The following is a 14,995-nucleotide window of genomic DNA, read 5'->3' on the forward strand; positions in this document are numbered from 1 at the left end:
TACTGCCCGGCAAATAGCGGGATAAAGATGCTATCTCCTATGGTGAAATAAGACAAGAAAAAAGTCTAGCGTTATTACCACTAGACTATCTTTGTTTTAAATATTGTCCACGAAACACTTGCATCGTTTCGTCTTGATTTAACATCGTTAACTCTTCTTCCGAAAACTTACCATTTCCTATTTTCACTATATACACATTTACTTTTTTCTTACCCCATTGGCTATAAACATCTTTCACCGTATCATAATATAAATCGAGACGATTTCCTTTTATAGCACCGCCCTTATCAGCTACAACACCATATCCGTAACCTGGCACGAATAGAATTGTCCCAAGCGGGAATACGCGCAAGTCAGCAGCGATTGTGGAATATAAATCCCTTTTTGCTTTAACACCTGAATATGTAATGCCATACTCTGGATGCCCCGGCCTCTTTCCAGTTGACTCTATACCTGATGTATAACCAGTTGCAGTCATTTCTATAACACGATATTTAGACCAGTCATTTGCCTGTTCTAAAGCATTTATCACTTCTTTACTCGGAGCAACTTTTTTCTCAATTTCTGCTGCATGTACTTCTTTTACACTTGTTCCTTCATATGATTTTATAATCTCTAATAAAGAAACTCCTGTGAAAGCCTGCCATGTTACGCATAATGCGAATGCAAGTAAACAAGTCATCATAATGCGAATACAATATCGTTTTAACATTTTTATATTCCACACTCCTTCATCGTTAATCATTCCCTATACGATGAAGGAATATGCAAAAAAATAATCTCCAAATTGATTGGAGATTAAAACATTTGATATCCACTTTTCCGAAGTTTCTTAATTATGATTCCTGCTAAAGCAGCACCTACTAATCCAGTAGATAGAATAAACACATCTGCGTGTCCTAAATGCGATACACTCGTCCCAAATGAAAAAAATGTTTCTTTTGGCTTTGAAAAATAGTCCCATACACTCGCTTTATTAATAATAAGCATACAAATAATCGGATACACAATAACCATTACCCACGTAGCTCGCAAAATCATGTTGAGTAAAAATCCAATTCCAAAAAATAAAATAAAGAACAACATCATTGAAATAAGTAGTACCGGTATACTCACTTCTTCTCCCTCTCCTTCGCATACGCCGTAAACACATGATAAGCCGTATAACCAAATTGCTCTCCTGGATTTAATGTTTTGTCCATTTCAAAATGCGACTCTGCTCTTCCTTCTAATAAATATTTGATGAGTACAGAAGTATTTTGATCATCTGCAATATTTTCTGGATGTAAAAAAGCTACTTCCGACAATTCTTTCTCCTGTACGATAATGTCTTCTCCCTCTGGCTCTAGAAGAAAAATAATCATATTATCACTAATTTCATTATGAATAACACCTGAGCGAATACCAATAATCCCCTTTACATGAGCAACAATGCCTGTCTCTTCCAAAATTTCACGTTTCACAGCTTCATCAACAGTCTCGCCTTCATTAACAAAACCAGCTGGTAAAGACCATTGCCCTTTCAATCCACCGTATTTTTTCTTAACGAATAGCCATCTCCCATCTTCTGTAGCTACTAAGCCACTGACAGCTAACCACACTTTCCCTCGCTTCCCCATGATATAACCTCCTCCATCGAACGGACAGAATATTCTTTCTTTTTTATATATTATACTATATTTTCAATACGAAAAAAGCAGAAACAGCTCATAGCCGTTTCTGCTTTTTCTACTATATATTAAAAGAACTTCAATTTACCTTTTTTTAGAACTAATAAAGGTCCGCCTAGTAAGAATAAGTAACGGTTGTCGATTACTTTCTTCATGAATGAAGCTTTCCAACCTGTTAACTTTTTACCCATAACAACGCCCATTGCATCGTCATGACCTAATGAACATACAGATCCTTTATTATCAAATGCGAACTTTTTCATTTCGCCTTTGCCGCGAACTAACACAGTTAAATTGTGTGCAATGTTATAACCTTCTTGAATTGCAATCTGTGCTGTTGGTGGGTATGGACGGTTAATCTCCTCATTGATGATTAATGCTGCGTCACCAACCATGAATACATCTTCATGACCCGGAGCGTGCATGTACTCATCCACTTTAATACGTCCGCGCATTGCTTCAAATCCAGACTCTTCCACAATACCGTTACCACGAACACCTGCAGCCCAAACTACAGTTTCAGATTTAAGAAGTTCAGCATCATCACCGTTTGCAACGATAATACCTTCCTCAGTTGCTTCCTTAATTGCTGTACCGATGCGGAATTCTACACCTTTTTTCTCAAGTTGTTTTACAGCGTACTCTACTAATGCTGGATCGAAACCAGGAAGTGCTGTTGGAGCAGCTTCTACACAGATGATACGTGCTTTTTCACGTGGAACATCGTACTCTTTGCAAAGTTCAGGAATACGGTTTGCAAGCTCACCTACGTACTCGATACCAGTAAATCCAGCACCACCAACAACGATTGTTACTAACTCATCACGTTTTTCAGTCGCATATTGAGCAAACTTTTCTTCCATATGCTCACGAATTTGACGAGTTGCATTAATGTTAGTGATTGAGAATGCATGCTCTTTTAATCCTTTAATTCCGAACGTTTCTGATTCGAAACCAAGACCAATTACTAAGTAATCATACTCTAATTCACCATTTTTTAAGATAATACGTTTTTCAGCAGCTTTAATCTCTACTACTGTATCTTGTACAAAGTTCACTTTATTTGTATCGATAACGTCTTGAATATCTAGACAGATTTTATCATCTTGTAATGTACCAGCTGCACTCTCATGTAACCAAGTTGCTTGGTAGTGATAGCTATTGTTGTTTACTAACGTAATTTCAGCTTCACTTACAGATAATGTTTTTTGCAGACGAACAGTCGTAATCATCCCGCCATAACCTGCACCTAAAACTACGATTTTTGGAGTCTTCACTAAATCACAACCCTTTTCTTTATATAATAGTAATAAAAAATAATACCAAGTACTAAAAACTCTATTTGTCAAGAATGTGGAATTTATCACATTCTATATCATAACAAAACGCAGTCAAGAAATCGTACGAAATTTGTCATAGAAATTTAACATAATACTTCCCTATATTAGTCGGTTTCATTCCATAATTCAAGCACCTAGAGAATTATCAATATTTTAAAATAACATAGCGTTTTCAAGGGTTTTTCAGCCTTTTTTTCATGTATTTTCCTTTCGCTATATTTTATACGATTCTAAAACATCTATGCGTAAACTTACTTATTATTCAGTCGTTTTCAGAAGTATTATTAACTGAAATATGCTATCATTTATTTGAATGTGTCATCATTTGCAGGATTTTCATGTACATATGAACAATATATGAAATCAATATTAAAATTCCATCATCTATAGGGGGAATGAAAATGACAGAAAATCAAAAAGTTTACGACATAACGATTATTGGTGGTGGCCCAACAGGACTATTCACCGCATTTTATGGCGGAATGAGACAAGCAAGTGTAAAAATTATTGAAAGCTTACCTCAACTTGGAGGGCAATTATCCGCATTATATCCCGAAAAATATATTTATGATGTAGCTGGGTTCCCAAAAGTGCGCGCACAAGAGTTAGTTGATAACCTAAAAGAACAAATGAAAAAGTTCGATCCAACTGTTTGCTTAGAAGAAGCTGTTGATACGCTTGAAAAACAAGCTGACGGTATATTTAAACTTGTTACAAATAAACAAACTCACTACTCTAAATCTGTCATTATTACTGCTGGCAATGGTGCTTTCCAACCACGCCGCTTAGAATTAGAAGGCACAGCAAAATACGAAAAGAAAAACTTACATTATTTCGTTGATGATATGAATAAATTTGCTGGAAAACGCGTCGTAGTATTTGGCGGCGGTGACTCAGCAGTAGACTGGACAATGATGTTAGAACCGATTGCGGACAAAGTTACAATTGTTCATCGCCGTGATAAATTCCGTGCACATGAACATAGCGTAGAAAGCTTAATGAATTCCCGTGCAGAAGTAAGCACACCGTATGTTCCAGTTGAACTCATCGGTGATGACACGATTGAACAAGTTGTTCTTCAGCACGTAAAAACAGAAGAAAAAGTTATCCTTGATGTTGATGACGTAATCGTAAACTACGGCTTCGTTTCTTCGCTTGGTCCAATTAAAAACTGGGGCTTAGATATTCAAAAGAACAGCATCCTCGTGAACTCAAAAATGGAAACAAATATTCCTGGCATTTACGCTGCTGGTGACATTTGTACATATGAAGGAAAAGTAAAACTCATTGCTTGTGGCTTTGGTGAAGCACCGACAGCAGTAAACAATGCAAAAGCTTACTTCGATCCAAACGCAAAACTTCAACCAATGCATAGCTCAAGTATGTTTTAATATAGAAATAAAAAGAACTCCTTTTAGATGAGAGGAGTTCTTTTCATACCCTCTTCTTTTCCTAACTAAAATACATTCCAATTTGATAAAAAACACTACTTACTTCCAAAATATGTTACAATAAAAACAGAACGTACGTTTCTTTTAATAAAGGGAGGTTTTATTAATGAAAGAACCTATTATCGTAAAAAAAGGAGCTTTCCAAGCAATCGGTGTTTCTATTACAACTACAAACGAAAAAGAAGCATCGACTGAAGGAAGGATTCCAATGCTTTGGAATCGCTACTTCCAAGAACAAATTATGCACCAAATTCCAAATCAACAAACAAAAGAAACATTCGCTTTCTACTCAAACTACGAATCGGATGAAACTGGTACATATCAATTTACTATCGGCATGCCTGTTTCTTCATTAGAAGATGTTCCTGAAAATATGACAACTTTAACATTACCTGCCGCAACGTATGCGGTATTTACAACGAGAAAAGGTCCTGTTTCTGAAGTCATTTGTGAAACTTGGGAATATATTTGGCAATGGTCGAAAGAAAACAAGCGTGCTTTTACAACAGATTTTGAGCTTTATGACGAAAATGCAGTAGATCCAAATAACGTACAAGTGGATATTTATATTGCATTAGCCTAAAACATAAAAAAGAAGATGCCCTTGGTATCTTCTTTTTTTGTCGTGAAATAGCCACTGTGCAAATTCATTATTATTGTCTACAATGAGAAAGTGCAGTATAGAACTATTAGAAACTGTATAAAGTGAAACTATACTCAGTGGGGGTTTTGTTCATCCCCCACTGAGTATTAGCCCTCACCAATCGGGCGTTTACGGGCAGTTGGTCTCCCACCTAACTTCTTTGCTCGAGCCAAATTTTGAGGTGGGAGTTTTACTGCCCGTTAACGCGGGATAAAACGATTGTTAATAGGTTTTTCAGTCTAAAATCGGTACATAGAAAGGAAGCACTATGGAGGAACTACAACAAAATAAATCTGCTTTAGAAGGAAGCGGAAAACCGTTATTAAAAAATACGAACTTCCTTTTTCTTTGGGCAGCTACTCTCTTTTCAAGTTTTGCTTTAGCCTTTTTTACTTTTTCACAAACATGGTACATAGCAAAAACATTAAACCTTGAGGCTTCACTCGGTATTGTTTTCGTGGCTCTTAGTGTTCCAAGGCTCATCTTTATGATTATCGGCGGAGCATTAGCTGATAAATTCCCGAAAAAAAATATTATGTTTTACTCTAATATTATTCGCGCTATTCTTGTCGCAACCATTCTCACCTGGTTCATCGTCGGTGATGTAACACTATATACATTTGCTTTGTTCGCTTTGTTCTTCGGACTTGCTGACGCTTTCTTCTGGTCAGCAGATGGATCTATTCTGCCTGAACTCGTAGAAAAAAGCCGTTTAACACAAGCAAATTCACTTACTCAAATGACAAACCAAGCATCTGTCATTTTAGGACCTGTACTTGGCGGTATTCTCATTAAATTTACGAACTATGAAACGATTTTTTCAATTACAATCCTGCTACTCATTATCGCTGCAATACTCGTTCAAAAAATACAATTTACCGTACCCGAAAAAAATGAAACAGACAAAGGCATGTTCACTTCTATTAAAGAAGGAATCTTATACGTAAAGGAATCACCATTCCTTTCAACTTTCCTGATTTGTAGCGCCTTTCTAAACTTATTTTTAATCGGTCCGATGCAAGTCGGTTTCCCTCTTTTTGTTAAAAACGTTCTGCACGGTGATTCACTTCAATTTAGTTACTTAGAAGCATCTGTCGGCGGTGGAATGGCCATAGGTGCTATCATTGTCGGGTTAAAAAACATTAACCGCAGACGTGGTCTATTTTGTATTATCATGATGCTACTGTCTGGTGTATTCTTCTTATCCATCAACTTTAGCACTGTACTTTGGCAAGCGTTATTAGCCGGAATGTTTTACGGTATTACAATTGCGATGGCTATCGTTCCACTTATGGCAATGATTCAATCAACAGTAAAAGAAGAGATGATGGGACGCGTTATGAGTTTACTCATGCTTTCATCGATGGGATTCATTCCGCTCTCTTACGCATTTACATCGCTTGCACTTGGGATCGGCATTCCAATTGTAACGGTTATGAAAAGCGGTGCAATCGCGGTTATCGTCTTCGTACTATTTGTAGCGATTCGTGTTCCAGTTGTAAGAAAGTTCGATTAAATACTTGGAGTCATGTATTATACGCATGGCTCTTTTTTAAACGGATCAAATAACGGTATTCCCTTACTTCTCCTTAATGCCGCTCCCCACTCTAATCCAATTTCTAAAAATAAATCTCGCATCGTACTATACAACAGTGCTCCAACATCTTTACGAATTTCTCCGTACTTATACGCTCTCACAACACTTTTCACCCTCCAAATTAAATTTCCACGCACTTCTTCATCAGCTAATATTCCCTCTAATACAGCACCTTGTTCTAGTAATCCGCTCTTTTTATAAGCAAGTTCCACCTTACTCCAAAATATATTAATCTTCTTCGGATTACTCGTCATCGGTATGAGCGCGTATATAAAAGGCTTCGGTATATCGTGACGACAATACGTTTCATCAAGCTCGTACGTTACTTTTCTTTTCTCTTTTATTTGTGGAATGTTTTTAGAAAGAATTGTTTCCCCCTCATTTTTTTGCTCATTTCCACTACAGCCATCTGCACGATCATCACTTTCACATGCGGACATCTTCATACGGTCATCCATGCGGTCAATCGCAGATTTAAGAAATACATATAAGTTTGCACTATATCCGCCGCGCTTATATCTTTCTTTTGTCGCAACACGCTTTATAATTCCAAGCTCCTCTAACTTCGCAATCGAGCGGCGTACCGTACGAATACTCTTTCCAACATTTGTAGCAATTGTCTCCATTAACGGACAAGCAACCCCCACTGTTTTTTGTTTCTCATTCACCGCATACTTTCCTAAAAAATGAATAATGATAGAATCCGTTTTATTCAATTGAAATCGATAGCACTTCAAAACTTGTTTTTGATATACATTAAACTCTTCTTTACTTCGAAATTCACTATATGGTTTCATTAAATTATATAAGCTTCCCATTTTTATCACCTCATTTATAGGTAAGAGTCAGGAAGAGAAATTGGCGGGATATTTAATATTTTTTATTGGAGATGAAAATATGATTGTAATTAGCGCTTGTTTAGGTGGCATTGCTTGTCGTTATGACGGCAACGATAATCTCGTTTCAAAAATAGAAGAGTTATTACAAAGGGAAGACACCACCCTCGTTTGCCCCGAAGTATTGGGCGGTTTACCTACACCTCGTCCTTCGGCTGAAATTATTGGTGGTAATGGTGATGACGTTTTAGACGGGACAGCAAAAGTGATAACGAAAGAAGGCCAAGATGTCACGGAGGCTTTCGTGCTTGGTGCTTATAAAGCATTAGAACAAATAAAAGGTTTAAACCCAGAATATATTATTTTAAAAGAACGCAGTCCATCTTGTGGCAGTTCTACTATTTACACAGGAGAATTTAATGGCAATAAACAAATCGGTTACGGGGTCACAACGGCTTTATTTAAAAGACATGGATTTATAGTCATTTCAGAAGAGGATTTTGAGAACGAAAAAAGGAATTGACCCTGTTCGTCAATTCCTTTTCCATCTGTCTTATTTCACACCTAATTTTTCTTTCACTTTCGCAGGAAGTTCGTCCTTCTTCACTTCTTCCCAAGCTGTTACACCTTTTTTATCTGAGTGGAATACGCGTAAGAATGCTTCTTTACGAAGGTTTTTCGCAGCGGTAAATTCCATTTCTTTTTCTTTACCATCCTTATCAAATGCAGGTAACTTATACTCGAATGATTTGTACGGCTGACCATTATCAGCTTTTTCATTCTTTTCGATTCCATCAGTAGTAATTTGAACGTAGTACTCATCTTTACCCATACGGTTTAAATCACAGCCAACTAACAAACTTGCGAATACAACTAAAATACTAAAAAGTGCAATATATCTTTTCATTTCCTTCACCTCATGTGTTTTTCTTATATTGTTATCTTAAAGCCTAAGCTTTAAAGAAGAAATTCAAAAACATGACATGAACATTACACTTTTGTAAGATAGTAAAAATCCGTATGTACAACCGTTCAAATATAATTATTTCTTCACTCTAGAAATTGGCCTTCCCCTTCATGTATCCTCTTTAGCCTTCTTCTTGCATATATTCACTATCTTTGTCCTGCTCTTTTTCTTTTTAAAGGCAAAAGAAAAGACCTTCTAACGATTTGATTTCATCGCTAAGAAGGTCTTTATATGCAACCTACCCATTCAATTTCCATTTAGCATAACGGAATGAAAAAACTTAGCACTCTTCCGGCTTACCAGCATTCGACGATGTACGGAAAGATGATCCGCATCCACATGATGCAATTGCGTTTGGATTATCAATTGTGAATCCGCCGCCAAGCATAGATTGCTTATAGTCAACTTTCACTCCTTTAACAATCGGAGCACTTTCTTTATCGATAACAAATTCAACACCGAAAAACTCAAGAACTGTGTCGTCTTCCTTTGGTTCTACTTCAAATCCTAAGCCGTAAGAAAGACCACTACATCCGCCGCCATGTACAGCAAGGCGCACGTACTTCTCTCCATCTTCAGCATCTTTTAACATATCTTTAATTTGAAAAGCTGCTTGTTCTGTTACTTCAATCATGAAATACACCATCCTTTCTGTTCTCATTCTATTATACATCTTTACGCTTCTATCTTGTACTCATACACTCCGCGGCAAATTATTTCCGCAGGTCCTTTCATTAATACATTTCCTTCTTCTGTCCATGCGATCATTAAATCGCCGCCTGCTAAGTGAACTGTAATTTCTTTATCGTGTTCCATTTTTCCATTTAAAATTGCCGCAACGACAGCTGCGCATGCTCCTGTCCCGCAAGCTTGTGTTACACCAGATCCACGTTCCCAAACGCGGAAATTCATCTCTTCATCATTCAAAATCTCGATAAATTCAACATTCACTCGCTCTGGGAACATTTCATGCGTCTCAAGAACCGGTCCTAACGTTGTAAGAGGCGCTTTTTCTACATCATCAACAAAAATAACCGCGTGCGGATTCCCCATTGAAACAGCTGTAAATGCATAACGGTGATTATTGTATAAGAAGTTTTCACGAATAAATGGTGTTTCTCCTTCACCAAGCATCGGTATCTCTTCACGTGTTAAACGAGGTGCCCCCATGTCGATTTTCGCTAATGTAACTTTGTCATCTTCTACCGTTACTTCTGCCGTAACAATACCAGCTAACGTTTCAATTGTGAAAACTTTACCTTCTACTAGTTTATGCTCATACGCATATTTCGCTACGCAGCGTAAACCATTTCCACAGCTCTTTCCTTCTGAACCATCGTTATTAAACATGCGCATTTTTACCGGTGCCACGTCAGAAGGACAAATTAAAATCATTCCATCTGCACCAATACCAGTATTAATATTTGAAACCTTCTCCGCTACAAGTGCTAAATCTTCTTCTCTAATTTGTTCCTCAAACATATTTACATATATATAACTATTTCCAAGACCATGCATTTTTGTAAAAGAAAATTGGCTCATTTTTATTCACTCCAAAAATAATTTATTATTTCAAGTATAAAATGCATGCTTTTAGAACACAATACGAATGTCCCCCCTTTCTCATATTTGACAGTATTTTGGCAATAAGCCGTTCTTACACAAATCGCGTAAGAAAAAAGCCCTTCTAAAAGGGCCTTTTTTTTCGAAATAAACACTCCTAATAAATGAAAAAAGAAAAACGTTGCCTGTTTGCAACGCTTTAAAACATCGGATTTTCATCCATATAATCATATATATTATTTACAAGTTCTTCTACTGTTGCACCTTGTACAACTTCACCATTTACAAGTGCAAATGGACCTTCAAAACAAATGCCACAATACCCTAAACACCCATATTCCATGACATCTAAATTAGGATCTTTTTCTAATTTTTCTAAAGCCGCTTGCGAACCGCTTGCAAGGTTACCTACACAAAATTCGATTAATGGTTTAATCAAAACTCTCCCCCCTGTATCTCTAAACAAATTACCATTTACTTTAGCAGGCATGAAGTGCATACCTAATTTGCGAAACGGATAAGTAACCCTTTGTTACCATTCCACTTTATTTATAAGAAGAAAACTAAGCTGTTTCTTGTTGTTTTCGTTATATATTCTAAACTATCTAGTTACTTCACTATTTCACTTCACAATAGATAGTCTTCCTTATATAACATACTACTCATAATGAAATAGTAAATAGTAACTAGAAAATGAAAACAGTTTACTTTACTTTTCTTCTTATTGTACAACAGAGTATTCATTCATGCATTGTTATTTGTTCACAAATTCGATATAATTTGATTGTGTAAAGTCAAAATATTTTATTAATATAAAATTGTATGATTAGGGGATATTTCAACAGAAAAGGGGTAATCCATCATGAAACACCTCGTAATACTGGGTGGGGGCTACGGTGGAATGAGAATTCTGCAGCGGCTACTTCCAAGCAATCAACTTCCAAATGATGTACAAGTGACATTAATCGACAAAGTACCATATCATTGCTTCAAAACTGAATATTATGCATTAGTTGCGGGTACAATTTCAGAAACGCATATTCGTATACCGTTTCCTGAACACCCACGCCTCAATATTCAATACGGCACAATAACAAATATTGATCTCGAAGAAAAGGCTGTTCATCTCGATGGCGGCGAAGCAATCCCATATGATGATTTAATTATCGGACTTGGGTGCGAAGATAAATATCACAACGTTCCTGGGGCGAAGGAATATACACATAGCCTACAATCAATTGAACAAACACGTAAGACATATGAACAATTAAATAGCTTAGAACCAAATGCAACAGTAGCTGTCGTTGGGGCTGGTTTAAGCGGCGTTGAAGTGGCAAGTGAACTTCGTGAGAGCCGTTCAGATTTAAAAATCTATTTATTTGATCGAAAAGATAGAATTTTATTCCCGTATCCAGAGAAATTAAGTAGATACGTAGAAGAATGGTTTGTAAAACATAAAGTTACCATTATACGAAACTCTAACATTACAAAAGTGGAACCAAACATTGTATACAACCATGATGAACCACTTGAATGTGATGCAATCGTATGGACAGCTGGTATTCAAGCAAATGAAGTTGTTCGAAACCTTCCAGTTGAACAAGATGGTAGCGGACGGGTTGTTTTAACTAAATATCACAATATTCCAAATAATGAGCACGTTTATGTTGTAGGAGATTGTGCAGCACTTCCACACGCACCATCTGCTCAACTTGCTGAAGGTCAAGGAGAACAAATTGTCCAAATATTATTAAAACGTTGGAATAACGAACCACTTCCTGATGAACTTCCTGTTATTAAATTAAAAGGTGTCCTCGGTTCTCTCGGTAAAAAACACGGATTTGGTTTACTAGCAAACCAACCATTAATGGGGCGTGTACCGAGATTATTAAAATCCGGTCTTCTTTGGATGTACAAATATCATAAGGGTTAATACTTTAAGGGCTGTCTACTATGTAGTCAGCCTTTTCACGTCTATTTAGAAAGGAGCAATTTATGTTTATATTAAAAGACATCAAATATAAAGATATTCTACACATTCCTTACTTACAAATTCAACAAGAAAAAATAACTTGTATTATCGGTGAAAGTGGTAGCGGAAAAAGCACATTACTTCGTATGTTAAACGATTTACAATCGCCAACATCTGGCACAATTGAATATAACGGAAAATCTATTTTAGATTATCCTCCCATTCAATTACGCCGTGAAGTTGTCATGCTCGGACAAACTCCGCCTATTTTTGATGGAACAATTAAAGATAATTTATTAATGGGACTTCGATTTTCTGAAAAGCCATTTCCAAATGACGATGCCCTGCGGGACGCATTAACGACTGTTAGTCTAGATAAAAAATTAGAAGATAACGCCTCTTCTTTATCAGGTGGCGAAAAACAAAGACTTGCTTTCGCTCGCATTATACTAATGGATCCGCCCGTCTATTTATTAGATGAACCAACTTCGGCACTAGATGGTGATACAGAACGCCGCGTTATGAAACAATTCACTCTACTAGCAAGAGAAAAGAAAAAAACAGTTATCTTCATTACACACTCACAGCAACTTCCGGAAGAAATTGCAGACGATATTATTGAAATTAGTAAAACAAACGGTGCAACTAGAAAGGAAGTGCTATCAATTGAAGGGCGTTATTGAATTACAAATTTGGCAACTTGCAGCTGCATATATTTTCATCCTTATTTTAATCGGGCTTGTGAAATTAAAAGGAATACCACGTGAGAAACAAATTACAATTGCTACATTACGTATGACGATTCAACTTGTACTAGTCGCCTATGTTCTTACATACATATTTGAAAATAGTAATCCGTTTTATACAATAGCTCTCATTACTTCTATTACTACATTTGCAATTTTTAATATTTATAAACGAATTAATATTCCAATGTCAAAAGAATTAAAACGAGTAGCCGCCCTCTCCATGATTACTGGATCAATTGGCCCTCTTCTACTATTTATCTTTGTCATTATCGGGCACGATCCTTGGTATGCTCCGCAGTATATCGTTCCTATTGCCGGCATGCTAATCGGTAACGCTATGACAGGTATTTGCCTCGGGGCAAATACCTTTTTAAGCAGTATGAAATCACAAAGAGATCATATCGAAGGTGCACTTATGCTCGGCGCAACACCGAAAGAAGTAGCTGCTCCGCTCATTCGGGATGCTTTCGATTCTGCTATTTTACCAACAATTAATTCTATGGTCGGAATGGGAATTATAAGTCTTCCAGGCATGATGACAGGACAAATTTTATCCGGTGTATCACCATTTACAGCTATCCAATATCAAATTGCGATTATACTTGGCATTTCTGGAAGTACAGCTTTCTCTGTTATTATCTTCTTACAGCTTGGGTATAAAACGTTCTTTAATAAGCGGTGTCAGTTGAAAGAAGTTGAAGTACAATCATAAACTAAGTGTTACGCGCCGAGGTAAATGAAATTATATCAACGATTCTATTAGAAATATCGATTTACCGACAAAAACTGACAATAAAAAAAGAGGAGGCTACTCGCCTCCTCTTTTTATTTACTTACGCCTTCTTAACGAACTGTGATTTTAACTTCATAGCTCCGAAACCGTCGATTTTGCAATCAATATCGTGATCTCCCTCAACTAGACGGATACTCTTTACTTTCGTACCAATCTTCACAACTGAAGAAGTTCCTTTTACTTTTAAATCTTTAATTACAGTAACAGCATCGCCATCTTGAAGAACGTTTCCGTTCGCATCTTTTACAACTTTTGCACCATCATTATTTTCAGCTTCCGCTTCTTGGCCCCACTCATGGGCACATTCTGGACATACGAAAAGAGCGCCATCCTCATACGTATATTCTGAATTACATTTTGGACAATTTGGTAAAGTAGCCATAAATTCATTTCCTCCGTTCATTATTTATACGTAAAAATCACTTCTGATGTTTACATGTCGATAAATAAAATTTGTATAGCATTTCTTTATACTGCCATAGTCTCACGTTATTGACAAGCCTACCTCAAATTCTCATTTTTTATTGTATTTTACAAAATTTTAATTAGTATGGCGCTCCCAATAAACAAAAGAAGAACCTTTACAAGATTCTTCCTTTCCAAATAAACGAGTTTCTCTCTAGAAAAACCACATATTTTCTTCAACGTAAATTTGATACTCTTCTGCTTCTTCTTCACTTAACTTTTTATTATTTAAATAAATTTCTTGCCATTCAAAGTAATCATCATTTAAATATACAGCGAATTTAATTTTCACATTTTTCTTTTCTTCATAATCATAACCAGTAAATTCTACTACGTCATAATCTTTTTCTTTTTTAACGTACTTCCAATTTGGTTTGTCTGTGATAGACTCTAAAGCCTCTCCTTCAAGACTTAAGCGAACAACGTTTTTAATATTAGATTCAGTCGGTAAATGTGCTAAACCGAAACTTATCACGCCAAATACCGCAATTACTATTGCTTGTAAACCAATCATAAGCCCGATATGAGCGCCGCCTTTTGATTGTAAATAATACTCTTTCTTATAATCAGGCACATCTTCTGCCTTATGTAAAATACGGATAACATGCTTATAATACAATCGATTCCCTTGCCATCCAGTAAACAGCATCGTCCCCACATATATTATAAAATCTATCCACATTGGTATATCAATAAAAGTAGCTGTAATTAAAGTAGGTACCGCTAATAACGTAAGTATAATAAATAACTGATACATTTTACGATAAGCTAACCAAAAGTGCGGGAAGATAAATGCTACCCAATTCCACGTATTTTCTTTCTCGGGATTGTTCACTTGTCCCCACTTAAAATCGTAATATGCTGTATTCTTTTGAACACCTTTATGTAGTTCTTGCTGGGAGATGGTTTCTTGTAAAACAGTTTCCTTCACGTACATCATCCTTCTCTT

At 36.4% G+C, this 14,995-nt stretch carries 18 protein-coding genes; 7 read left to right on the forward strand and 11 right to left on the reverse strand.

All coding sequences use genetic code 11. The features are described 5' to 3' along the window. Positions 1-85 precede the first annotated feature (85 nt). From NSQ47_RS18080 to NSQ47_RS18095, 4 genes are all read right to left on the reverse strand, one after another. Positions 86-712 carry a 3D domain-containing protein gene (locus tag NSQ47_RS18080; RefSeq protein ID WP_002089307.1) on the reverse strand — a complete coding sequence of 209 codons (627 nt, stop codon included), beginning with the start codon at positions 710-712 and terminating at the stop codon, positions 86-88. A gap of 86 nt (positions 713-798) precedes the next feature. Beyond that, positions 799-1,116 carry a YuiB family protein gene (locus NSQ47_RS18085; protein WP_088079600.1) on the reverse strand — a complete coding sequence of 106 codons (318 nt, stop codon included), beginning with the start codon at positions 1,114-1,116 and terminating at the stop codon, positions 799-801. Next, complete coding sequence (locus NSQ47_RS18090; protein WP_002160031.1) at positions 1,113-1,619, reverse strand: NUDIX hydrolase; 507 nt, start codon at positions 1,617-1,619, stop codon at positions 1,113-1,115. Before NSQ47_RS18090 ends, NSQ47_RS18085 begins: the two co-directional genes overlap by 4 nt. A 119-nt stretch (positions 1,620-1,738) precedes the next feature. Next, a complete protein-coding gene (locus tag NSQ47_RS18095) occupies positions 1,739-2,947 on the reverse strand; it encodes an NAD(P)/FAD-dependent oxidoreductase (RefSeq protein WP_002112603.1) in 1,209 nt (402 codons plus the stop codon). 464 nt (positions 2,948-3,411) lie between these two features. Between NSQ47_RS18095 and NSQ47_RS18100 the strand changes: the two genes are divergently transcribed. From NSQ47_RS18100 to NSQ47_RS18110, 3 genes are all read left to right on the forward strand, one after another. Next, positions 3,412-4,401, forward strand: a complete 990-nt coding sequence (locus tag NSQ47_RS18100) for an NAD(P)/FAD-dependent oxidoreductase (RefSeq protein ID WP_002160030.1) — start codon at positions 3,412-3,414, stop codon at positions 4,399-4,401. Between the two features lie 166 nt (positions 4,402-4,567). Then, complete coding sequence (locus NSQ47_RS18105) at positions 4,568-5,044, forward strand: GyrI-like domain-containing protein (RefSeq protein ID WP_341037585.1); 477 nt, start codon at positions 4,568-4,570, stop codon at positions 5,042-5,044. Between the two features lie 328 nt (positions 5,045-5,372). Next, the gene (locus tag NSQ47_RS18110) at positions 5,373-6,620 is read left to right on the forward strand and encodes an MFS transporter (RefSeq protein WP_002145098.1); all 1,248 of its coding nucleotides are present in this window, start codon (positions 5,373-5,375) and stop codon (positions 6,618-6,620) included. 17 nt (positions 6,621-6,637) lie between these two features. Here NSQ47_RS18110 and NSQ47_RS18115 read toward each other — a convergent pair whose 3' ends face one another. Further along, on the reverse strand, positions 6,638-7,519 hold the full coding sequence (locus tag NSQ47_RS18115) for a helix-turn-helix domain-containing protein (protein ID WP_088079602.1): 882 nt from the start codon (positions 7,517-7,519) through the stop codon (positions 6,638-6,640). Positions 7,520-7,598: 79 nt separating this feature from the next. On the opposite strand from NSQ47_RS18115, the gene NSQ47_RS18120 reads away from it, so the two are divergent. Then, positions 7,599-8,060, forward strand: a complete 462-nt coding sequence (locus NSQ47_RS18120; protein ID WP_016106513.1) for a DUF523 domain-containing protein — start codon at positions 7,599-7,601, stop codon at positions 8,058-8,060. Between the two features lie 30 nt (positions 8,061-8,090). On the opposite strand, the gene NSQ47_RS18125 is transcribed toward NSQ47_RS18120, so the two are convergent. The 4 genes from NSQ47_RS18125 to NSQ47_RS18140 all read right to left on the reverse strand — a co-directional run bounded on the left by NSQ47_RS18125 (position 8,091) and on the right by NSQ47_RS18140 (position 10,506). Beyond that, entirely contained in the window at positions 8,091-8,444 is a 354-nt protein-coding gene (locus tag NSQ47_RS18125) for a YxeA family protein (protein ID WP_016106514.1), read from the reverse strand. A gap of 340 nt (positions 8,445-8,784) precedes the next feature. Continuing rightward, on the reverse strand, positions 8,785-9,138 hold the full coding sequence (locus NSQ47_RS18130) for a HesB/IscA family protein (RefSeq protein WP_016106515.1): 354 nt from the start codon (positions 9,136-9,138) through the stop codon (positions 8,785-8,787). Between the two features lie 41 nt (positions 9,139-9,179). Then, the gene (gene dapF / locus NSQ47_RS18135; RefSeq protein WP_002145090.1) at positions 9,180-10,046 is read right to left on the reverse strand and encodes a diaminopimelate epimerase; all 867 of its coding nucleotides are present in this window, start codon (positions 10,044-10,046) and stop codon (positions 9,180-9,182) included. 220 nt (positions 10,047-10,266) lie between these two features. After that, positions 10,267-10,506 (reverse strand): YuzB family protein, encoded by a 240-nt coding sequence (locus NSQ47_RS18140; protein WP_199673997.1) that lies wholly within the window; start codon positions 10,504-10,506, stop codon positions 10,267-10,269. 423 nt (positions 10,507-10,929) lie between these two features. On the opposite strand from NSQ47_RS18140, the gene NSQ47_RS18145 reads away from it, so the two are divergent. The 3 genes from NSQ47_RS18145 to NSQ47_RS18155 all read left to right on the forward strand — a co-directional run bounded on the left by NSQ47_RS18145 (position 10,930) and on the right by NSQ47_RS18155 (position 13,500). Then, on the forward strand, positions 10,930-12,000 hold the full coding sequence (locus tag NSQ47_RS18145; protein WP_002160022.1) for an NAD(P)/FAD-dependent oxidoreductase: 1,071 nt from the start codon (positions 10,930-10,932) through the stop codon (positions 11,998-12,000). A 62-nt stretch (positions 12,001-12,062) separates the two neighbouring features. After that, a complete protein-coding gene (locus tag NSQ47_RS18150) occupies positions 12,063-12,722 on the forward strand; it encodes an ABC transporter ATP-binding protein (RefSeq protein ID WP_002112619.1) in 660 nt (219 codons plus the stop codon). Further along, positions 12,706-13,500, forward strand: a complete 795-nt coding sequence (locus NSQ47_RS18155; RefSeq protein ID WP_341037589.1) for an ABC transporter permease — start codon at positions 12,706-12,708, stop codon at positions 13,498-13,500. The genes NSQ47_RS18150 and NSQ47_RS18155 overlap by 17 nt, the downstream gene beginning before the upstream one ends. 121 nt (positions 13,501-13,621) lie before the next feature. Here NSQ47_RS18155 and phnA read toward each other — a convergent pair whose 3' ends face one another. Both phnA and NSQ47_RS18165 read right to left on the reverse strand, forming a co-directional pair. Next, positions 13,622-13,963 (reverse strand): alkylphosphonate utilization operon protein PhnA, encoded by a 342-nt coding sequence (phnA, locus tag NSQ47_RS18160; RefSeq protein WP_002112620.1) that lies wholly within the window; start codon positions 13,961-13,963, stop codon positions 13,622-13,624. 237 nt (positions 13,964-14,200) lie between these two features. Next, positions 14,201-14,986, reverse strand: coding sequence for a DUF2628 domain-containing protein (locus NSQ47_RS18165; RefSeq protein WP_165762453.1), 786 nt, complete (start codon positions 14,984-14,986; stop codon positions 14,201-14,203). Positions 14,987-14,995: the final 9 nt, after the last annotated feature.

The organism is Bacillus sp. FSL R10-2780, from assembly GCF_038006125.1.
GTDB lineage: Bacteria > Bacillota > Bacilli > Bacillales > Bacillaceae_G > Bacillus_A > Bacillus_A cereus_U.